19 protein-coding genes are annotated in these 21,551 nt (G+C 62.5%); 5 read left to right on the top strand and 14 right to left on the bottom strand.

The genetic code is table 11. The features are described 5' to 3' along the window. Positions 1–2,439 (bottom strand): GcvT family protein, encoded by a 2,439-nt coding sequence (locus EP376_RS09915; RefSeq protein ID WP_127655382.1) that lies wholly within the window; start codon positions 2,437–2,439, stop codon positions 1–3. Positions 2,440–2,840: 401 nt separating this feature from the next. On the opposite strand from EP376_RS09915, the gene EP376_RS09920 reads away from it, so the two are divergent. After that, positions 2,841–4,418: a gamma-glutamyltransferase family protein gene (locus EP376_RS09920; RefSeq protein ID WP_127655383.1), complete on the top strand. Its 1,578-nt coding sequence runs from the start codon at positions 2,841–2,843 to the stop codon at positions 4,416–4,418. 22 nt (positions 4,419–4,440) lie between these two features. Here EP376_RS09920 and hspQ read toward each other — a convergent pair whose 3' ends face one another. Continuing rightward, positions 4,441–4,767 carry a heat shock protein HspQ gene (hspQ, locus tag EP376_RS09925; protein ID WP_127655384.1) on the bottom strand — a complete coding sequence of 109 codons (327 nt, stop codon included), beginning with the start codon at positions 4,765–4,767 and terminating at the stop codon, positions 4,441–4,443. Between the two features lie 208 nt (positions 4,768–4,975). Between hspQ and EP376_RS09930 the strand changes: the two genes are divergently transcribed. Beyond that, the gene (locus EP376_RS09930; protein WP_127655385.1) at positions 4,976–5,560 is read left to right on the top strand and encodes a transglycosylase SLT domain-containing protein; all 585 of its coding nucleotides are present in this window, start codon (positions 4,976–4,978) and stop codon (positions 5,558–5,560) included. A gap of 15 nt (positions 5,561–5,575) precedes the next feature. Here the strand turns inward: EP376_RS09930 and EP376_RS09935 are convergent, their stop codons facing one another. From EP376_RS09935 to EP376_RS09955, 5 genes are all read right to left on the bottom strand, one after another. Beyond that, positions 5,576–6,190: a LolA family protein gene (locus EP376_RS09935; RefSeq protein WP_238928711.1), complete on the bottom strand. Its 615-nt coding sequence runs from the start codon at positions 6,188–6,190 to the stop codon at positions 5,576–5,578. A 125-nt stretch (positions 6,191–6,315) separates the two neighbouring features. After that, positions 6,316–6,720 (bottom strand): hypothetical protein, encoded by a 405-nt coding sequence (locus EP376_RS09940; protein WP_127655386.1) that lies wholly within the window; start codon positions 6,718–6,720, stop codon positions 6,316–6,318. Positions 6,721–6,820: 100 nt separating this feature from the next. Continuing rightward, complete coding sequence (locus EP376_RS09945) at positions 6,821–9,859, bottom strand: DNA translocase FtsK (protein WP_127655387.1); 3,039 nt, start codon at positions 9,857–9,859, stop codon at positions 6,821–6,823. Positions 9,860–9,874: 15 nt separating this feature from the next. Beyond that, positions 9,875–11,053 carry an aminotransferase class I/II-fold pyridoxal phosphate-dependent enzyme gene (locus EP376_RS09950; RefSeq protein ID WP_127655388.1) on the bottom strand — a complete coding sequence of 393 codons (1,179 nt, stop codon included), beginning with the start codon at positions 11,051–11,053 and terminating at the stop codon, positions 9,875–9,877. 117 nt (positions 11,054–11,170) lie between these two features. Next, positions 11,171–12,496: an amidase gene (locus EP376_RS09955; protein ID WP_127655389.1), complete on the bottom strand. Its 1,326-nt coding sequence runs from the start codon at positions 12,494–12,496 to the stop codon at positions 11,171–11,173. 84 nt (positions 12,497–12,580) lie between these two features. Between EP376_RS09955 and EP376_RS09960 the strand changes: the two genes are divergently transcribed. Continuing rightward, the gene (locus EP376_RS09960) at positions 12,581–13,798 is read left to right on the top strand and encodes a UbiH/UbiF/VisC/COQ6 family ubiquinone biosynthesis hydroxylase (protein ID WP_238928712.1); all 1,218 of its coding nucleotides are present in this window, start codon (positions 12,581–12,583) and stop codon (positions 13,796–13,798) included. Between the two features lie 6 nt (positions 13,799–13,804). On the opposite strand, the gene EP376_RS09965 is transcribed toward EP376_RS09960, so the two are convergent. The 3 genes from EP376_RS09965 to EP376_RS09975 are packed head-to-tail and all read right to left on the bottom strand — an operon-like array spanning position 13,805 to position 15,587. Next, positions 13,805–13,957 carry a Trm112 family protein gene (locus tag EP376_RS09965; protein ID WP_127655924.1) on the bottom strand — a complete coding sequence of 51 codons (153 nt, stop codon included), beginning with the start codon at positions 13,955–13,957 and terminating at the stop codon, positions 13,805–13,807. 47 nt (positions 13,958–14,004) lie between these two features. Beyond that, entirely contained in the window at positions 14,005–14,646 is a 642-nt protein-coding gene (locus EP376_RS09970) for an LON peptidase substrate-binding domain-containing protein (RefSeq protein ID WP_127655391.1), read from the bottom strand. A 26-nt stretch (positions 14,647–14,672) separates the two neighbouring features. After that, a complete protein-coding gene (locus EP376_RS09975) occupies positions 14,673–15,587 on the bottom strand; it encodes a thioredoxin family protein (protein ID WP_127655392.1) in 915 nt (304 codons plus the stop codon). A gap of 140 nt (positions 15,588–15,727) precedes the next feature. On the opposite strand from EP376_RS09975, the gene EP376_RS09980 reads away from it, so the two are divergent. Next, complete coding sequence (locus EP376_RS09980) at positions 15,728–16,372, top strand: SGNH/GDSL hydrolase family protein (protein WP_127655393.1); 645 nt, start codon at positions 15,728–15,730, stop codon at positions 16,370–16,372. Between the two features lie 6 nt (positions 16,373–16,378). On the opposite strand, the gene EP376_RS09985 is transcribed toward EP376_RS09980, so the two are convergent. The 3 genes from EP376_RS09985 to EP376_RS09995 form a co-directional block, all read right to left on the bottom strand. After that, positions 16,379–17,167 carry an exodeoxyribonuclease III gene (locus EP376_RS09985; protein ID WP_127655394.1) on the bottom strand — a complete coding sequence of 263 codons (789 nt, stop codon included), beginning with the start codon at positions 17,165–17,167 and terminating at the stop codon, positions 16,379–16,381. 110 nt (positions 17,168–17,277) lie between these two features. Further along, a complete protein-coding gene (locus EP376_RS09990; RefSeq protein ID WP_127655395.1) occupies positions 17,278–17,598 on the bottom strand; it encodes a hypothetical protein in 321 nt (106 codons plus the stop codon). Between the two features lie 315 nt (positions 17,599–17,913). Then, complete coding sequence (locus EP376_RS09995; protein ID WP_127655396.1) at positions 17,914–18,600, bottom strand: response regulator transcription factor; 687 nt, start codon at positions 18,598–18,600, stop codon at positions 17,914–17,916. Positions 18,601–18,761: 161 nt separating this feature from the next. On the opposite strand from EP376_RS09995, the gene ribA reads away from it, so the two are divergent. After that, positions 18,762–19,850, top strand: coding sequence for a GTP cyclohydrolase II (ribA, locus tag EP376_RS10000; protein ID WP_127655397.1), 1,089 nt, complete (start codon positions 18,762–18,764; stop codon positions 19,848–19,850). 69 nt (positions 19,851–19,919) lie between these two features. Here ribA and serA read toward each other — a convergent pair whose 3' ends face one another. Continuing rightward, positions 19,920–21,515: a phosphoglycerate dehydrogenase gene (serA, locus tag EP376_RS10005; RefSeq protein WP_127655398.1), complete on the bottom strand. Its 1,596-nt coding sequence runs from the start codon at positions 21,513–21,515 to the stop codon at positions 19,920–19,922. Positions 21,516–21,551: the final 36 nt, after the last annotated feature.

A 21,551-nucleotide genomic window follows, 5' to 3' on the forward strand; every position in this document is an offset into this window, starting at 1 on the left:
TCAGCCCCGCATCCGTGATCCGCTTGGATCAAAAAGCGGCCTGAGCGATGCGGTCGCCCCGACCCGGGTTCCGGCAACATCGATTTCGAAACGGCTCGACAGAAGGTCCTCCGGTTCCTCGCCGCGACAGGGCACATAGCCCATGCCGACCGCCGCACCGAGGTAATGCCCATAGGCGCCCGATGACAGGTGGCCCACGATCTCGCCATCCCGCAGGATCGGTTCGTTGTGATACAAGAGCGGCTCGGGATCGCTGAGCAGGAACTGCACAAGGCGCCGGTCAAGCCCGGCCTCCCACTTGCGCAGAACGGCATCGCGACCGATGAAACCACCCTTGTCGCGACCGATGGCAAAACCGAGACCAGCCTCGAGCACGTGATCCTCGCAGCTGATGTCGTGGCCGAAATGGCGAAAGCCCTTCTCGATCCGGCAGCAATCCATCATGTGCAGCCCACACAGAACCAACCCGTGATCTTCGCCCGCCTCGATGATGGTCTGAAACACATGTGCGGCCATCTCGGCGCTGACGTAGATTTCCCACCCCAGTTCGCCGACATAAGACACCCGGTGCGCGCGCGCGGTGCACAGGCCAAGTTCGATCTGCTGGGCCGTCCCGAAAGGATTGGTGTCGTTGCTGAAATCGTTGGGAGAGACAGCCTGCATCAATCGCCGGGACTCCGGCCCCATGATCGCGAGCACACCTTCGGCGGCCGTCGCGTCCGTGATGACCACGAAGCGATCGCCCACATGGCGACGCAGCCACGCCTGATCCGCCAACAGCCGCCCTGACGGGGTCACGACCAGAAAGACCGTCTCGGCCAACCGGGTTACCGTCACGTCGGCCTCGATCCCACCGGACGGATTGAGGAACTGGGTATAGACGATGCGACCGACCGGCACCGAGACATCTGCCCCGCAGACATGGTTGAGGAATGCCTCGGCATCGCGACCCTCGACGCGAAGCTTCCCGAAGGACGACATATCGTAAATCCCGACACCGCTGCGGATCACCCGATGTTCACGGCCCACGGCATCGAAGAAATTCTGCCTTTTCCACGAGTAACGATAGCGCGCCTCCTCGCCGGGGGCGGCGAACCAGTTCGCCCTTTCCCAGCCTGCGGCCTCGCCAAAAACGGCGCCCCGGGCGGCGAGATCGCCGTGAAACGGGCTGCGCCTGACACCGCGGGCCGTTTCCTTCTGCCGATAGGGAAAGTGATCGGCATAGAGCAGGCCCAGCGTCTCGGTCGCGCGTTCGCGAAGATACCGCCGATTCGTCTGGAACGGATGCATCCGGGCGATATCCACGTCACCCAGGTCGAACGGCTTTTCCGCGCCGTCCATCCATCGGGCAAGAGCCATCCCCGCCCCGCCAGCCGATTGAATCCCGATCGAGTTGAACCCGGCAGCCACCCAGACGTTATCCATCTCGGGACAAAGGCCCAGATGATAGGCGTCGTCGGGCGTAAAGCTCTCGGGCCCATTGAAGAAGGTGTGAATGCCCGCATCCGCCAGCATCGGCATCCGCCGGACGGCGGCCTCGAGGATCGGTTCGAAATGATCGAAATCCTCGGGTAACTGATCGAATTCAAAGGTTTCGGGGATCGGGCCCCAGGGTTTCGCGACCGGTTCAAATGCGCCAAGCATCATCTTGCCGGCATCTTCCTTGTAGTAGGCGCATTCATCCGGAACCCGCAGCACCGGCAATTGCGTCAGGCCCGGGATCGGCTCGCTGACGATGTAGAAATGCTCGCAGGCCTGAAGCGGCACATGCGTGTTCAGCATCGCGCCGACCTCCCGGCCCCACATCCCGCTGCAATTGATCACCTGATCGCAGGTGATCCGGCCACGCTCTCCGGCCTCGTCTTCCCAATCAAGGGCGGTGATCCTACGTCCGTCACGATGGGCCGAGGTAACCTTGACCCTTTCATGGATCTCAACTCCCCGCTGCCGCGCACCCTTTGCCAGTGCCAGCGCGATATTGGCGGGATCGCCCTGCCCGTCAGTCGGAAGCCAGATCCCCGCCCTGACGCCTTCGAGGTTCAGATGCGGATACCTTGCGGCAACGTCGTCCGGGCCGATCTCTTCGACCGGAACACCGAAGGCCCGGCCCATGGCGGCGCTCCGAAACAGCTCTTCGCGGCGCTCCTCCGTCAGGGCAACCGAAATCGATCCGACCTGACGCATACCCGTCGCGATCCCGGTTTCCTCTTCCAGCCCGCGATAAAGATCGGCCGTATAGCGCGCCAGCCGGGTCATGGTGGACGAGGCCCGCAACTGTCCGATCAGACCGGCGGCGTGCCAGGTGGTGCCCGATGTCAGGGCCTTGCGTTCAAGCAGGACAACGTCCTGCCATCCAAGCGAGGACAGATGATAGGCCACGGAACAGCCGATCACACCTCCGCCGATGATCACGGCACGTGCCTGTTTCGGAACGGTCATTCACATTTCTCCGAGGCCAACTCTGTCATGCTTGATGAACACGCATTGAGGCGCCGGAGGCAAGCCGGATGCAGAGGCATTTCGATCGGCGTCCGTCGGGGTAGACTCGCCACATCGACCTGCGCGGCGTCGCGCCCCATGTCTTGCCCGAGCCGTTCGAAACCTGATTTTCCATTGCTCAGGGCGGGTAGTGAAGAAACCACATTTTTGCCTCAGTGCGATCACGGCGATGCCACGAGCAAACTGGATAAGCGATCTTGTAGCTGCATAGCTTCTCCCGGCGTCGCGTCGCATTGCCCCCACCCAGTAGCGTGGCGCCGGGAACTTCCCCCTTCAGATTGCATATGCCCCGACAAAAGCTATCTTCGCGAAAACCATTTTTTCGTCGAGGAGCAGGCGCAGTGCGAGACTTTCACTTTCCGGGCCGGTCAACAGTCTATGCCACCAATGGCTTGTGCGCGACGTCGCATCCCCTGGCCGCCAAGGTTGCCGTGCAAATCCTCGAATCGGGTGGCAATGCTGTTGATGCCGCGATCGCCGGCGCCGTTCTTCTGGGGCTTTGCGAACCGGCGATGACGGGGATCGGCGGCGATTGCTTTGTGCTTCTGAACCCGCCGGGCGAAGATCGCGTCATTTCGCTGAACGGATCTGGCCGTGCGCCGGCCGGTCTTGACCCGGCCCGCATCCGGGCCGCCGGACACAACGTCCTGCCCCGCCGGTCCGTGGATTGCGTGACGGTGCCCGGCGCAATAGATGCCTTCTGCCGGCTTTCAGCGGATTGGGGACGATCGGGGCTCGCCACATCACTCGCTCCGGCGATTCATTATGCCGAAGCGGGAATCCCCGTGGCGCCGCGCGTGGCCTTCGACTGGGAAGGCGGTCCCGATATCTTCACCGGCAAGGCCCGTGACTACTTCCTCCGGGACGGAAAGCCTCTCAGGGCCGGCGATGTCTTCCGTGCGCCGGGGCAGGCAGAGGTGCTGCGTCGTGTTGCCACTGACGGGCGCGACGGATTCTACGATGGCGAAGTGGCCGCCGATATGGTGGCCTCCCTTCAGGCGCTTGGCGGGACGCACAGTCTCGAGGATTTCGCCAACACCGCGTGTGATTATGGCGAACCGCTCGTCGGGACATATGGGGGCCTCGAGGTGCTTGAGCATCCGCCGAACGGCGCCGGGGCGATTGCCTTGCTGATCCTCAACATGCTCAAGAATTTCGACCTCTCGGCGCTTGATCCCTTTGGGGTCGAGCGGAACCATATCGAGGCCGAGGCCGCCAAGCTGGCCATGGATGCGCGGAACCGGTTCATCGCGGACCCGGACCACGCAAGCCGGATCGAACATCTGCTGAGCCAGGATACCGCAGATCGGCTTGCCGGGCTGATCGATCCCCGGCGCGCCCTGCCCATGTCACCACCCGGTGCCGAAGCCGTCCATAAGGAAACGGTTTATATCGCGGTCGTGGATGGCGACGGAATGGCCGTGTCGATGATCTATTCGATCTTTGACGATTTCGGCTCCGGCATGGCATCGGACAAGTTCGGCGTCCTGTTCCACAACCGCGGGGCAGGCTTCAACCTGACCGAAGGCCACCCGAACGAGGCCGGCCCGGGCAAAAGGCCGATGCACACGATCATTCCCGGGATGCTGCGCAAGGATGGCCGGATCCTCGGACCGTTCGGCGTCATGGGCGGCGGCTATCAGCCACAGGGCCATGCCCGGATTCTGACGAACATGATCGATTTTGGCATGGATGTTCAGGAGGCGATCGATGGCCCGCGTGTCTTTGCAGAAGGCAACGTCCTTCATGCCGAACGAGGTCTCTCCGAAGAGGTCAGGATAGGGCTTGCCGCGCTTGGCCACGAAATCGGCGTGCGGCGCGTTCCGATCGGGGGGGCGCAGGCAATCCTGATCGGCGAAGATGGCGTCATGTCGGCCGGCAGCGACCCGCGAAAGGATGGCATCGCCCTAGGATACTAGGGCAATCCACCCGGGCGGGCCGTCAGTTCAGCTGAACCTGAAGCGGATAGTGACCATCTTCGAACGGGCCGAACAGATCATCGAGATCCGGGTGATCGACAGGCTCGCCGGAATAGTCGGCAACAAGGTTCTGCTCAGAGACATAAGCCACGTAGTAGCTCTGATCGTTCTCGGCCAGCAGGTGATAGAACGGCTGATTCTTCTTGGGTCGGCTCTCTTCGGGAATGGCCTCGTACCATTCCTCCGAGTTGCTGAAGATCGCATCGACATCGAAGACGACACCCCGGAAGGGGTGCTTGCGATGGCGGACAATCTGTCCAAGATGATATTTAGCTCTCGTTTTAAGCATTCTAGAGCCCCCTGCCCTGCTTCTACGTCCGCAAAGGGGTCTGTGTCCACGGGTCGGACCCGATTCTTAAGGAAACAGTGTGTAACAACCTGTCACACAGTGAGACCCCCGATCACCCACAACCAATTGATGCCGAGCCTGAACACGGCCGTTTCCACACGTCACGCAATCGGCTAGTGTGCGAAAAAACAAACGCGATGAGAGGCAGATGAGCAGACTGTTTCGTGCCGCTATCCTGATGTTGCTACTCGCAAGCTGCGGGAGCGGGAACTACTCCGCGCCACGCGGTCTTGATGACGCATGCAGCATCGTGGACGAGCGGCCCAGCTACCTGCGCGCGTTTCGCGCGGCAGAGCGGAAATGGGGCGTTCCGGTCAACGTCCAGATGGCGATCATGTACCAGGAAAGCAAGTTCGTGGCGAATGCCCGACCGCCACACCGCTATGCGCTGGGCGTTATCCCCTGGGGTCGTCAGTCCACGGCGTATGGCTACAGTCAGGCGCTCGACGCGACATGGCAGGAATATCAGGATGCCGAAGGCGGATCGCGCGCCCGTCGTGACAGCATCCGGGACGCATCGGATTTCATGGGCTGGTACATGGCCGAGACCACCGAACGCCTCGGCATCGCGATCGACGACACACGCCGCCAGTACCTTGCCTATCACGAGGGCCGCACCGGATATGCCCGAGGCAGCTACAACCGCAAATCCTGGCTGCTGCGGATCGCCGGCGAGCTGGAAGGCCGTGCCCAGATGTACAAGGCTCAGCTGATCAGCTGCGGCAAGATGTAGGACGGCGCGCCCCGATCAATTGCCGAAATCGCGTTGTGCGGCCTGGATGTTGAACAGGGCGTCGCGCACCTGAACCCCGCTTTGCAGGTTGTTCAGGATGACCGTCGTCTGCGATCCGGCATCATCGGTGATGATCCACTGGCGCAGCTCGATCGGGTTGGCGGTAAAGACCAGCTGGATGTTCCCGTATTGCGGGTTGTCGGGATCCTGAGCCGTCACCGTCGTGGTGGTGCCGTCACTTGTATGACCCGTGACCATGCGCGCGCGCGTCAGATCGACATCGCGGGCAAGGATGATCGACAGCGGCGTCTGGTTCAGAGGATAGCGTTCCGACCCGGTATTGGACCGCGGATCGAAGATCGCGACAGAGCCGCCGCCTGCGATCACCAACGAATTGTCGGGCGCGTTATATTCGAACCGAACCCGCCCGGGCCGCTTGATGTAGATCTCGCCCGTCGAGATCGTCCCATCCCCGTTGATCTGGGTGAACCCGCCCTGCGCCGTCTGAAGCGCGTTGAGATAGTTCGACAATTCCGTCAGCGGGATCTGCTGCGCCGCTGCGGGCGTGGCCGCAAGCGCCGCGAGGGCGAAAGGAGCGAAAAGCGCGGTGCGCCGGGTCATCTTGGTCATGGCTTCCTACCTAAGTCACAAGGGGCGGGATTGCACCCTGCCCGATGGGGGAATCTCTGCCGCAAAACGCCCCGATAGGCGATATCACGCAACCAGACCTGTGTTGTCAGAGGATAACCCCGGCCTCAACACCCGCGATTGCCATCGCCATCGGCGAAATCGACGACAAGGTATTCCGGCTGCGCCCGGCCACCGCACAAAAGCACCAGAACGGAGAGTGGGGACCCCCCGGTGACAATGCGGGCGATCAGGGGATCGGTATCACCCCGGGCATAAAGCGCGGGAATACGCGCGCGGAGTTCGCGGTTGCTGAAGAACGGGTCGAGCTCGTCCCCGGCGTCGCGCCGTCCGAACCGGTGCACATTGGCCCTGTCCTGCTGGAGAATCGCACCAAGGTCGGTCAGGCGCACCCCCGAGGAGTTGAACATGTCGCGCTGGCTCAACTCGGCATAATAGGCCTCGATGATCGTTTGGGCCGGGGCGGATGTGGCAGCAAGGCAAAGGGCGGCTGTGGCAAGGAACGGACGCATGGGAAATCTCCAATCGGTCAATCAATGATCGGAAGACTAGCGGCCCGCAGCCGTCTGGATCAACTGCCGCCCGGCAACCGCGCGCCGTATCGTCCGCCCCCTAGTGCACCTCGGGGACCAGAACCTCGCGTTTGCCGACGTGGTTCGCCGATGACACGACGCCGTTATCCTCCATCTGCTCGACCAGCCGGGCGGCCTTGTTATACCCGATGGCAAGCTTGCGCTGGATATAGGAGGTCGAGCATTTGCGATCCCGGGCCACGATCTGAACGGCCTGATCGTAAAGCGCGTCTTCCCCGTCGGTGTTCCCACCAAGGCCAAGAACCGCGTCAATATTGGCCTCGCTGTCTTCGGGCGGGCCTTCGACGACGCCAGAGACGTATTCCGGCGGGCCGAAACCCTTGAGGAAGTTGACGATCTCTTCAACCTCTTCGTCGGAACAGAACGGCCCGTGAACCCGTGTGATCCGGCTCCCCCCGGCCATGTAAAGCATGTCACCCTGACCAAGAAGCTGTTCGGCGCCCATCTCGCCAAGGATGGTGCGGCTGTCGATCTTGGACGTGACCTGGAACGAAATCCTCGTCGGGAAGTTCGCCTTGATCGTGCCGGTGATGACATCGACCGAGGGCCGCTGCGTCGCCATGATCAGGTGAATACCCGAGGCCCGCGCCATCTGCGCCAGACGCTGGATGCAGGCCTCGATCTCCTTGCCGGCGACCATCATCAGGTCCGCCATCTCGTCGACGATAACGACGATGAAGGGCAGGACCTCGGGCTGAATCTCCTCGGATTCGAAGATCGGATCACCGGTTTCCTCGTCAAAACCGGTCTGGACCGTCCGTTCGAACGTCTCACCCCGGGCAAGCGCATCGCGCACACGGCCGTTATAGCCTTCGATGTTGCGCACACCCATCTTGGACATCTTGCGATAGCGCTCCTCCATCTCGCCGACGACCCATTTCAGGGCCACGACCGCCTTCTTGGGGTCTGTCACAACGGGCGAAAGCAGATGCGGGATGCCGTCATAGACGCTGAGTTCCAGCATCTTGGGGTCGATCATGATCAGCCGGCATTCCTCGGGCGTCAGCTTGTACAGCAGGCTCAGGATCATGGTGTTGATCGCAACCGACTTGCCCGATCCCGTGGTTCCCGCGATGAGCAGGTGGGGCATCTTGGCAAGGTTCGCGATGATCGGCTGTCCGCCGATATCCTTGCCCAGCGCAAGCGGCAGGCGCATCTGGCTGTCGCCGAAATCGCGGGCGGCAAGGATCTCGCGCAATGGCACCATTTCGCGGTGATCGTTGGGAAGTTCGATGCCGATCACCGAACGGCCCGGAACGGTCGAGACGCGGGCAGACAGTGCCGACATCGACCGGGCGATATCGTCGGCAAGACCGATCACGCGCGACGCCTTGAGGCCGGGAGCGGGCTCCAGCTCATACATCGTGACGACGGGTCCGGGACGAACGCTGACGATTTCACCCTTCACGCCGTAATCATCCAGAACGCTTTCCAGCATCCGCGCATTTTCCTCGAGCGCGTCGTCGGACAGCACATGCCTCTCGACGTTCGACGGATCGCTCAGAAGACTCAGCGGCGGCTGTTCGTAACCGGCAAAGCGGTCTTCGAGCGGCAACGCAGGCTGCGCTTCGGCGCGCGCCCGGCTTGACGGCGCGATGGAGCGTTTCGGATTGTGCTGGACAACGGCCTTCCTCGGTGCGGCGGCTTGCGGGGCCGGCGGCACCACGGGCGCCACGCTGGCCGAGACGACCGGCTGGGCCGGAACATCAGCATAGGCGGCAGGCGTTTCGGTCCAGTCCATCGAAAGGCCGAAATCGCCGTCGTCGATCAGGTCCGGCGTCTGGGGTGCCTGCATGACGGGCTCTTGCGGCGCAGGATTTGTCTGCAGGATCAGGGGCATCGGACGCTTGGGCCGCGTCACGACAGGTTCGACCGGCATGGCATCGGCCTCCTCGGCCGATCGCTTGCGGGCGCGGATGGCATCAGCGATCCGGCTCTTGATCCGGTCTCCGTCGACAGGGCCGGCATCGCCGGACCATGGCGCATTGTCCACGAGTTCGGGTTGCGGCATCCGCGCCGGATCAGGATCGGCGCGGCGAAGCAGCGACGGCATCCGCGAGAAAAGCCCGCCCGCGGGCGCGGGCTCCGGGCGGGGCGGTGCCGCAAAACTGTTCGAATGCGCCGCCGCCGGTGCGACGGCAGGTCGATGCGCCGCGGTCAGCGGCGGTTCCGGCAGGGGCGGCATCGCCGGTGAGGCCGCGGGTTGGGACCGTTCGGCCGGGTGCCCCGAAACCGGCGGCGCGGGCCTGACGACAGCGGCAGGGCGGCGGGGGGCATCTTCAGGCATGACATAGTCGCGCGGCATGGCCTCGGCCTGCTCTGTCTGACGCTGCGCCATGTTGGTCCGCCGGGCATCGATCCCGTCCTGCACACGGTTCTGGACCGACCGCGCAACGACGAACGAAGCCTGCGCACTGCGCCCCATCAGCCGCACCACAAGGTCATAGGCCATGATCAGCCCGATCAGGAACAGCTTCCAGCCACGGATGATCTCGTCCTTGGTGAAACCCAGAACAAAGGCACCCATGGCCAGCATCGCGACGCCGAAGATGAGAGAGAAGAGCCGGATCGCGAACTCCACGCCGATCGGCAACAAGGTCAGCAGGACACTCAGCACCGTATCGCCGAAAAACCCGCCCACGCCAAAGCTGTGGGGCCAAGCGGACGATGTCGGCAGCGTCGCCGCATAGATGGCGGCAATGGCAATCGCGATCGGGGCAAAGATGATCCGCCCGACGAACCTGTCTTCGCCATAGTGCAGCGCGAGCCGCAGCCCCCAGACCACAAGCGTCAGGGCAATGCCCCAAGTCGCGGCGCCACCGATCATGAATAGGGGCTGGGCCAGCGACGCACCGAACCGTCCCAGCCAGTTCTGCACCGGCGCATCCGAAGCCAGCATCCAGTTCGGATCATCGGGCGAATAGCTCCCGATCATCATCGCCACAAGAACGCCCAGAGCCACCAATCCGATGCCCAGCAATTCCTTGCTGCGCTTTTCGATGACGGCCTGAGTCGTGCTGTCCAGCAGTGGATCGCGCCCGCGTGTCTGATATGCCATCTCGCTCCCGCCTTCTTAATCGTACAAGCAGGTACGGAGCCTCTTGAGCCCCTCCTGCATCTGTTGTGTTGGGGCGACCATGGCCACCCTGATATATTTCTTTCCCGGGTTTCCCTCGGCTGTATCGGCGCTGAGATAGGAACCCGGCAGAACCTTTACGCCCGTCTCTGTCCAAAGGCGCAGGGCCGCTTGCTCGTCATCCTCGACCGGCAACCACAGAAAGAAACCGGCCTTCGGGCTGCGATAGCCTGGCACCGCGTCGAATATCCGATCGGCAAGCTGGTATTTCTGGTGATAGAGCGCGCGGCTTTCGGTCACATGATCCTCGTCCGCCCAAACCTTTGCAGACACGTCCTGCAACGGCAGCGGAAGCGGTGCGCCGGCATAGGCGCGCAACTGGCGCATCCGCGCGATCGCGCCGGCGCCGCCCGCGACAAAGCCTGACCGCAATCCCGGCAGGTTCGACCGTTTGGACAGCGAATGGAATGTCAGAACGCGCTCCGGATCGGCGCCCACTTCGGCCGCGGCCTGAAGCACGCCGACCGGCGGCGCATCGCGCCAGATTTCGGAATAGCACTCGTCTGCAAGGATCGTGAAATCGTGCCTCTCGGCCAGCGATAGCGCGGTCTTCCAATACTCCATATCGGCCACCGATCCCTGCGGGTTGGCGGGAGAGCAGATATAGGCAAGGGTCGTCCGATCAAGGACATCCCCGTCCAGCGCGGTCAGATCGGGCAGATGCCCTGTCTCTTCGGTGGCGTTGACATAAACCGGCTCGGCGCCGACGGACAGGGCCGCCACCGCATAGACCGAATAGAACGGGTTGGGCATCAGGACGACGGGACGCGCCCCGTTCTTGTGTTCGGGACACAGCGCCATTGCGGCGTTGTAAAGACCCTCTCTCGTGCCGTTCAGGGCAAGGATGTTGTCTGCCGCCAATTCGACGCCATAGCGACGACCGATCCAGCCGGTAATCGCATCAAGCAATGCGTCCGAGCCGTTATTGGGCGGATACTTCCCAAAGCCGGCCAGACTTTCGGCAAGGGCATCGCCGAGCCAGTCGGGATAGGCATGTTTGGGTTCCCCGATGGTCAGCACGATCGGATCGGCGCCCGGTTGATGGACGTCGAGAAGCCCGCGCAAACGCGGCCACGTATGTTCCGGTAGGTCCGAAAACCGCTCGGGGTAATTCATCTCTGCCTCAGATCGCGGGGTCGTTTCGCCCCTTTGCAATCAAACTATCGTTTGACCGGCGCGACTGTCCAGAACAACGGCGTGGTTTGGTCGGGCACGGTCCGGGTTTTGTGGCATTTAGGTCAGAGCGGCCTCGGCCGCCGAGCCAAGCCGCAGCAACCGCGCCTCGGCGCCCGGCGGTGCGCAGAACATGATCCCGGTCGACGGCACCCCGGTCGGAAGCGTCAAGGCCGTCAGCCCCATCAGGTTTCCGATCCGCGTATTGCGCAAGGCTTTCAGGTTTTCAGACACATAGTAGTCATCATCCGCGAGCAGATCAGCGACCTTCGGCGGCAGGCTCGGCACCGTCGGCATGATCACGGCGTCAAATCCGGCGGTTTCCCTTAGCCAGGTTTCGCGCATCATCCGAAGGTTCTTCCAGGCGGTGATATAGGTATGGGCTGCAAAATCGGCACCCGCGGTGACGCGCTTGCGCACCTGGTGGAACATCCGGTCGCCCGCACGGTCGATATGATCCTTCCAGTTGGCATAGGCCTCTGGCGGATAGAGCGGGCCGGTCATCTGAAAGGCATCCGCAAGGAACGGCAGCGGCATACGCGTGATCCTTGCTCCGGCGCGGGCCAGTTTCTCGACAGCCTCTTCAAAGGCGCGGGCCGGAGCATCGGACAGCCCCTCCATCGCGACCGTTTCACAGATCAGAAGCCGGGCGCCGTCGATTCTTGCGCCATCAAGCGTGATCTTCGGCCCGCCCAGCGCGGTGTAGGACAAGGCCGCATCCTCGACCGTCCGGGCCAGCGGCCCGACCGTATCGAACGACTGCACCAAAGCCACGACACCGTCGACCGGCAGAGCGCCATGGGTGGGTTTGAACCCCACAAGATCGTTCCAGGCCGAGGGCACGCGAACCGACCCCCCGGTATCGGATCCGATCGCCAGAGGCGCGATCCCGAACGCCACCGAGGCCGCCGCCCCGGATGAGGAGCCTCCGGACACCGCGTCGAGGTCGTTCACGCAGGGGGATGTCGCGGTAACAGGGTTGAGACCAAGGCCCGAGAAGGCAATTTCGGACATATGGGTCTTACCGATGCAGACCATGCCGTTCGCCGTAGCATTCACAAGGACCTGTGCATCCGCATCCGGCACCCGGCCCTCCATCATCGCCGTGCCGGCCTCTGTCCCGATGCCGGCCGTATCGAAAAGATCCTTCCAGCTGACTGGCACACCATCCAGCGGCGACAGGCGTCTGCCGGTGTGCGCCCTGTCCCGCGCAGCCAGCGCCTCTGTCCGGGCGCGATCCGGTGTTAGCCTTGCATAGATATCGGAGCCACGAGGATGACTTTTCGCCGCATCCAGAAATGCGTCTGCCAGTTCAACGGGATCGATGTCCCCCCGTTCGATACCGCGACCCAAATCCGCGGCACTCATCCCAAGCCAATCCTGCATTCCGTCTCCCCCGTTTCCCTGTCAAAACAGGTAGCGGCCAATTGCAGCATGGACAATCCCGGACAGAGCCCACTAGATCCTGCCATGACACAAAACGATGACATCCTGATCGTTGGCGGCGGCCTCAACGGACCCGTTCTTGCGCTGGCCCTGGCCAAGTCGGGGTTCGGCGTGACCATCCTCGATGCGGCCGAGCGGGACACCCATACCGATCCCGATTTTGACGGGCGATCCTATGCGCTTGCGCTGGCGTCGTGCCGCCTTCTGGCTGCGATCGACATCTGGGACAAGATCGAGGATCAGGCGCAACCGATGCGCGAGATCAAGGTCTCGGACGGGCGCGCGGGCGAAGGGCCGTCACCCTGGATCCTGCATTTCGATCATCGCGAGATGGAAGAAGGCCCTATGGGCCATATGATCGAAGACAGGGTCCTGCGGACCGCCCTTCAGGACGCGATAGATGCCCACCCCGCGATCACGCATCTGACCGGCGCCCGCGTCACGGCGCAGGAGGTGGGGCCATCGGGCGTGACGTTGACACTTGCATCGGGCGACACACTGTCAGGCGGAATGCTTGTCGGTGCCGACGGACGCCAGAGCGGGACGGCCGCGCGGGCCGGTATCGGGCGAAAGGGCTGGGGCTATGGCCAGACGGCCGTTGTCTGCGCCGTGTCCCACGAAAAGGACCATGGGGGCATCGCGCACCAGTTCTTCATGCCTGCCGGTCCTCTGGCGATTCTGCCGCTGACGCAGCGCAGATCATCGATTGTCTGGTCCGAAACGGATGCGCGCGCGGCAGAATTGATGTCCATGGACGATGCCGCCTTTCTGGACGCGCTGCGACCCGCCTTCGGAAGTTTTCTGGGCGAGATCGCGTTGACCGGAAAACGGTTCAGCTATCCTCTTGGCTTGACGCTTGCCGACAGTTTCATCGCACCCCGGATCGCGCTTGTGGGCGACGCGGCGCATGGCGTTCACCCCATCGCGGGACAGGGCCTTAACGCGGGCCTTCGGGATGTCGCGGCCTTGGCCGAAGTGCTTGCCGATGCCCGTCGACGCGGCGAGGATCCCGGCTCGGCCGGGCCCCTTGGCCGGTATCAGCAATGGCGCCGGTTCGATACGACGACGTTGGCGATTGCCACCGATACGTTCAACAGGCTGTTTTCAAATAATAATCCCGCCCTTCGTCTTGTTCGGGATATCGGGATGGCGGCTGTGAATTCGGTTCCAGGCCTCAGGACGACCTTCATGCGCGAAGCGGCCGGGCTGACCGGCGATCTGCCACGGCTCATGCGCGGTTAGGCGCCACTATTCGATGTTGCGGGCCTCGTCGATCAGCATGACGGGAATGCCGTTGCGGATGGGAAAGGCCAGATGGGCGGCCTTTGAGATCAGTTCCTGACGATCGGGATCATACGTCAGCGCCCCATGTGTCTGCGGGCAGACCAGAGCCTCGAGCATCCGCCTGTCAAACGGCTTTTCCTCGTGGACCTCGTTGGTGATCTCGTTCACTGCATAACCTCTTCGTCCGTGCCACCGCGAAGCGCGAATTCGATCAGAGTAACCAGCGTCTCGCGTCGTGTCACGAGCGACGGTGCCTCGAGGAGGGCCTGCTTGTCCTCAGGCGCGAACGGGCACAGCATCGACAGTGAATTGATCAGCAATTCGTCTTCGGCCTCGCGCAGCGATTCCCAGTCGGTCTCGAGCCCGCGATCATCGAAGAACCGCGCAAGAATGGCAAAGAACTTGTCCCGATCAAGGGACGTGTCCTTTTCGGTCGGCCCAAGGTCGCGATCAAAACCATCCCAGTTCACTTTGAACCGCCGGTAGGGCGTAAAGCCTTCGACCTCTTCCTTGATCCGAAAACGGGATTGTCCCGAGAGGGTGATCATGTATCGCCCATCCTCGGTTTCGGAAAAGGCCGTCACGCGACCGGCGCACCCGATCGAATGGACCTGACCCGGACTATCGGGCGCGTCGTAGGGCTGAACCATGCCGATCAGACGATGCGGCGTTTTCAGCACATCCTCCAGCATCGCCAGGTAGCGCGGCTCAAACAGGTGCAGCGGCAGCCTCGACCGAGGCAGCAGGAGGGCCCCCGGAAGAGGAAAGACCGCAATGGTTTCGGGCAAATCTGTCTTTCGGGTCATGACGGTGAATTAGCCCGCCGCGGCCGTCAGGCAAACACCAGAGAAGAGAACTTTCGCCGGCCGTTCAAAACAATCGGATCATTGGGGGGAAGGGCGTCGAAAATCTTGAACAATTGGGCCTTTGCCGCGCCTTCGTTCCATTCCCGATCCTTGCGGAACAGCGTCAGAAGCTCTTCGACCGCCTCTTCCGTCTTGCCACTGGCATGCAGCGCGGTGGCCAGTTCGAACCGGGCCCCGTGATCTTCGGGATCCGCCTCAACCTTGGCCATCAGATCGGCGACGGGACCAGCGGACGCGGCCTGCCGCGCAAGCTCGAGCTGGGCGCGCGCAGCCTCCAGTTCCGGGGTCTCGGTGATTTCGGCCGGTGCACCGTTCAAGATCGCCTCGGCCTGATCAAGATCGTTCAGCGCAATGTAGGACCGAACGAGCCCGCCATAGGCCGCGGCATTGTCGGGTTCTTCCTGAAGGATCGCGGCGAACGTCTCGGCGGCACCGGCAACATCGCCCTCCGACAACATGGATTCCGCGGCCTCGACCGCTTCGGCGAAACCTTCGTCCTCACCCTCGCCACCAAGCTTGGCGATCTTGGCCACGAATTCATCAACCTGGCTGGGGGGCAATGCGCCCTGAAACCCGTCGACAGGCTGGCCCTGCCAGAATGCATAGACAGTCGGGATCGACTGCACGCGCAGCTGGCCCGCATAGGCCTGGTTCTGGTCGACATCGATCTTGACGAGCCTGACCTTGCCCTTCTGCTTCGCGACCGCCGCCTCGAGAGCCGGGCCAAGCGTCTTGCAGGGGCCACACCATGTGGCCCAGAAATCGACGATCACCGGAACGGTCTGCGATGCCTCGACGACGTCGGCGACAAAGGTGGCATCGGTGCCATCCACGATGGGCGCGCCTTCTGGCGCTTTCGGGCTGTCGGAGAATTCCAGCATCTGCGTCTCCTGATTGCTGTCTGCGGCGCAAGCGCCTGTTCCGCCCTATATGTGCGCTATGACCCCAAAGGCCAAGAGGCTTGCCGCATCGAAGGCTGTGGCTCTAGGATGCCGGGACGATATTCCGAAAAGGACAGACGATGGCCCGCACCCTTCTTTGTTTTGGTGACAGCAATACGCATGGCTCCCCGCCGATGCCCGAACGTGCCGCGCCGTATGAAAGATATGGCCCCGGCATCCGCTGGCCGACGGTTACCGCGGCGGCCCTTGGCCCCGACTGGACGGTGATCGAAGAAGGGCTGCCCGGACGCACCGCGCAATTCGACGATCCCGTGATGGGGCCGCATATGAACGGCCAGATCGGGCTCAAGATCGCGCTGAACAGCCACGGGCCTTTGGATATGGTCGCGATCATGCTGGGCACCAACGATTGCAAGCCGCGATTCGGCGGCGACGCTAGAACCATCGTCGGGGGAATCGCCAGCCTTGTCGATATCGCGCAAAGCGTTGAGATGCAGGCGCGGCATGGCGGGCTGGATGTCCTGCTGATCTGTCCTCCTCCCGTCGAGGAGGCGGGGTGCCTGACCGGAGAATTCTTTGGCGGCGCAGAGTTGAGCCGTGCCCTCCCGCCGCTCTATCAGGCGCTGGCCGAGGCCCGCGGATGCGGGTTCCTCGATGCGGGCAAGATCATCGAGGTCAGCACGATCGACGGCGTCCACTATGCGCCCGAGGCACAGAGAACCCTGGGCGAGGCCATCGCCCGCGAGGTTGCAGCGCGGGCCTGAGTGGCGTCAAAGATCGAAGGTCGCCAGAACCGGCGCGTGATCGCTGGGCTTCTCCCAGCCCCGCACATGCCGGAGGATCCGGCTTCCTCCGCCGGCCTGCGCGATATCTGACGTGGCCCAGACATGATCGAGCCGCCGGCCCTTGTCGGCGGCGTCCCAATCGGGGGATCTGTAGGACCACCAGCTATAGAGGTTGCCATCGGGGATATCGGCGCGGGTCACGTCGACCCAGCCGCCCGCATCCTGAGTCTGCGCAAGATGCTCGACCTCGATCGGCGTATGGCTGACCACCTTGAGCAGCTGCTTGTGGTTCCAGACGTCATCTTCGCGCGGCGCAATATTCAGATCGCCCACGAGGATCGACCGGGCAGGACGATCGGCGTGGAACTGGTCGCGCATGTCTGTCAGGTAGTCGAGCTTTTGTCCGAACTTGTCGTTCTTGTCGCGGTCAGGAACATCGCCGCCGGCGGGCACATAGTAATTGTGGATCGTCACGCCATTTTCCAGCCGGCCGGCGATGTGCCGTGCATGGCCAAGGGCCGCATGATCTTCGGCGCCGACCTCTTCGATCGGCAACTTCGACAGGATCGCGACGCCGTTATAGCCCTTCTGGCCCCGCGCGATCATGTGGGTATAGCCCAGCGCTCTGAAGCCGTCGGTCGGTATCTTGTCGACCGGGCTTTTGCATTCCTGCAGGCACAGGATATCTGGGCGCTCTTCTTCCAGAAGACGCAGAACAAGCCCCTCGCGCAGGCGGACGGAATTGATGTTCCATGTGGCAAGGGTGAAAGGCATGCGATCCGCTCCAACTCTGTTCGAGGGCGGACCCTAGGCCGAGCCTGCATTCACCGCAACGCGATTGATCGCCACGGGCCGGATGGCCCGCAGCGACATCAATGGACGACTCAGCGGATGTTGATTGTCGTTGTGGAACAGATGTCGAAGGTGCCCGTCGACCAGACGCCATTCGCCAGAAGGGCTCTTACATCGTAGGAGCAATCGGCCAGACGGTTGATCCGCAGGCTGAATGTCTGACCCGGGCCCAGAACACGCCCCTGAAACAGATCGGCTTCCCAGTTCGGGTTGCTTGACGCAGAGGTCTGAAGCGCGACGACGTTTTGCCCACTTCTGTTGACGAACCGCAGGTCCACGGTCTGCGCGATGACAGGGGCCGCGGCAACCGACAGGGCCAGCGCGGTTACTGCGACTTTCAGTGAATTAAGCATCGATACCTTTCCCTCTTATCGAAAACTCATGAACTTTAATAAATTCATAAGGAACAATAGACACAGGGTCGGGAACTCGCCAATGCTGAAAAATTATCCCGGACGCAGGCTTCGGACAAAAAAAGCCCGGGTCGAAACCCGGGCAAGTCCAACAGGGAGGTGATGGCTTGACCCCGCCACCGAGGGATTCCGTCGACGCCGCTGGTTCAATCTAGAATCAAAAGCGTCCAATACGATTAACAAAACACGTCATCTGGACAACAATATGGCTTCGTTTTGCAAAATTGTCACTTGCGGCGAACAAGTCCGGGGACGTCAGGCCACCAGCCGATAGCCTCCGGATTCGGTCACGAGGAGCCGTGCGTTTGAAGGATCGGGCTCTATTTTCTGGCGGAGCCGGTAGATATGCGTCTCGAGCGTGTGCGTCGTGACCCCAGCGTTATAGCCCCAGACCTCGTGCAAGAGCACATCGCGCGGGACGATCCCTTCGGTCGAGCGGTAGAGATACTTCAGGATGTTCGTCTCCTTTTCGGTCAGGCGAACCTTTCTGTCGTCCTCGGTGATCAGCATCTTCTGGGCCGGCTTGAACGTGTAGGGGCCAAGCTGGAACACCGCGTCTTCGGATTGCTCATGGGTCCGCAACTGGGCCCTGATGCGCGCCAGCAGAACCGGGAACTTGAACGGCTTGGTCACGTAATCATTGGCCCCGGCATCAAGGCCAAGGATCGTATCGCTGTCGCTGTCATGCCCTGTCAGCATCAGAACGGGGCACTTTACCCCTGTCTTGCGCATCACGCGGCACAGCTCCCGGCCATCGGTGTCGGGCAGGCCCACGTCGAGGATCACCAGATCGAAAAGCCCTGCCTTGGTCTTGGCCATCGCGTCGGCACCGTCGACCGCTTCGAAGACGTCGAAGTCCTCGGTCATCATCAATTGCTCGCTCAGCGCTTCGCGCAGATCGTCGTCATCATCGACAAGCAGGATTTTCTTCAACTGAGCCATGACTTTCTCCGCTTTGTTCTCACCAGAGATGAGGCGCGCACTATGTTCAGGCAAGCTATGCTGCATTCCGCTCACGCGCTCGTGTCGGAGGGGCGGGATTTGTTTCATTTCCGCCGGTTTGGCGCTATCGACTGACACGAAACGAAAGGTCCCACCCCAAGATGAGCTTTGCACCCGACCTGACAGAACGGCTGGCCCGCGCCCGGTCGGACCTCCGCATGGGTGTGCCGGTGGTGTTGATCGCCGAGGATGGAACCGGCGCGCTGGTGCTTGCCGCTGAAACAGCGGGGGCAGACCGTGTGCGGCAATTCGCCGGACAAGGCACCGACGCCGCGTTGACCATCACCGCGCGCCGCGCCGAGACGCTGCGCGCCCGCGTCTATGACGGGGACCTTGCGCGCATCGCCCTGCCGCCGGATGCGACGCTTGGCTGGGTGCGTGGCGTGGCCGATCCCGCGGGCGACCTCGACACACCCATGAAGGGGCCATTCACCTGCCTGCGTGGAGGCGACGCCACCTTGCATCGCGCAGCGCTCAACCTGACGAAGGCCGCGCGCATCCTGCCGGCGGCCCTCGTGGTTCTTCTTTCCGATCCCGCCAGCTTTGCCCGCGACCACGCCCTGACCGAACTGCCCGTGGCGGCCGCGCTGGATACGGGCATGTCTCCGCTCCATTCCGTCGTCTCGGCCCGCGTGCCTCTCGAGGTGTCAGAGGCGGGACGGCTTCACGTCTTCCGCCCAGAAGACGGCGGAGAGGAGCATTACGCAGTGGAGATCGGGCATCCGGACAGATCGGCCCCGGTGCTTGCACGGCTGCACTCGGCCTGTTTCACCGGCGACTTGCTTGGCAGCCTGAAATGCGATTGCGGGCCCCAGCTGCGCGCGGCACTCGCCCAGATGGGGGCCGAAGGGTCGGGGGTTCTGCTGTACCTCAACCAGGAAGGCCGCGGCATCGGACTGGCCAACAAGATGCGGGCCTATTCGCTTCAGGATCAGGGGTTCGACACCGTCGAGGCAAACCATCGTCTGGGGTTCGAAGACGACGAACGGGATTTCAGGATCGGCGCCGCGCTCTTGGAAAAGCTTGGCTTTTCTCGGGTCAGGCTGATGACGAACAATCCCGCGAAGGTCGACCGCATGGAAAGCTGCGGGTTGGAAGTGACGGAACGCGTCCCTCTCAAGGTTGGTGAGAACCGGTTCAACACCGCCTATCTGCAGACCAAGGCCCGGAAGTCGGGCCATATCCTTTAGCACCGCCATCCACGACACGTCGCGGAGGGGTGGCCGGGCCGGAAGCCATGCTCCCGGCCCGCCATGTCATCAGGCGACGTCGAACTGAAGCGCCTTGACCTGCCGGAACAGGCCGGTGGCGCGCAGCTTGTCCAGAACCGCCTCTGGGACCTGCTCATCGACATAGAGAAGGGCAATCGCTTCGCCCTTTTCGGCGGTCCGCCCAAGGGTGAAATTCGCGATGTTGACGCCGTTTTCGCCCATCGTCTGACCCAGCGTCCCGATGATGCCGGGCACGTCTTCGTTGGTCGTGTAAACCATGTGCGCCCCGATCTCGGCGTCGATATTGATGCCCTTGATCTGGATGAAGCGCGGCTTTCCGTCGGAGAAGACGGTGCCCCCGATCGACCGCTCGCGCTTGGTCGTGACGACCGTCACCTTTATATAGCCCTCGAAGGCGCCGGACTGATCCTGTTTCGTCGTCGAAATCCGGATGCCGCGTTCCTTGGCGATGACCGGAGCCGAGACCATGTTCACATCCGGGTTGGTGCTTGCCATGATCCCGGCCACGGTGGCGGAGGTCAGGGCGGCGAGGTTCATCTCGCTCGCCTCGCCGTCATAGAGGATGTTGATCGCCTTGATCGGCTCGTCCGTCATCTGGCCGATGAAATTGCCCAGATGACCGGCAAGCTTGATCCACGGGCCCATGATCTTGGCCTCTTCGGCGGTGACCGACGGCATGTTGAGCGCGTTCTGCACCGCGCCCGTCAGCAGGTAGTCGGCCATCTGTTCGGCCACCTGAAGCGCCACGTTCTCCTGCGCCTCCGATGTTGCGGCCCCAAGGTGCGGGGTGCAGACGACGTTGGGCAGATCGAAAAGCGGGTTCTGCGTTGCGGGTTCCTCGGAAAACACATCAAACGCCGCGCCGGCGACGTGGCCGGACTTCAGAAGGTCGGCAAGCGCGGCCTCATCGACCAGACCGCCACGGGCACAGTTGATGATGCGGACGCCCTTCTTCGTCTTCTCGAGGTTTTCGCGGCTGAGGATGTTGCGGGTGGCATCGGTCAGCGGCACGTGAAGCGTGATGAAATCGGCCCGGGACAGCAGCGTTTCCAGCTCGACCTTCTCGACACCGATTTCGGTCGCCCGCTCCTCGCTGAGGAAGGGATCATAGGCGATGACCTTCATCTTCAGACCGCGGGCCCTGTCACAGACAATGGAGCCGATGTTCCCGGCTCCGATCACGCCCAGCGTCTTGCCAGTCAGTTCGACGCCCATGAACTTCGACTTTTCCCATTTGCCCGCATGGGTGGAGGTGCTCGCCTCAGGGATCTGGCGGGCGACGGCGAACATCATCGCGATGGCATGTTCGGCAGTTGTCACCATGTTGCCGAAGGGCGTGTTCATCACGATGATGCCCTTCTTGGAGGCCGCTTCCTTGTCGATGTTGTCGGTGCCGATCCCGGCACGGCCGATGACCTTGAGATTGTCCGCAGCGGCGATCAGCTTTTCGGTTGCCTTGGTGGCCGACCGGATGGCCAGACCATCATAGTCGCCGATCACCGCAAGAAGCGCGTCCTTGTCCTTGCCGAGTTCGGGCCGGAAATCGACCTCGATCCCGCGATCCCGGAAGATCTGGACGGCCGCGTCGGAAAGTTTGTCGGAGATGAGAACCTTGGGAGCCATGTATCTGGTCCTTGAACGTTTGAAGAGGGGGGACCG

This window comes from Alexandriicola marinus, from assembly GCF_004000435.1.
Classification (GTDB): Bacteria; Pseudomonadota; Alphaproteobacteria; order Rhodobacterales; family Rhodobacteraceae; genus Alexandriicola; species Alexandriicola marinus.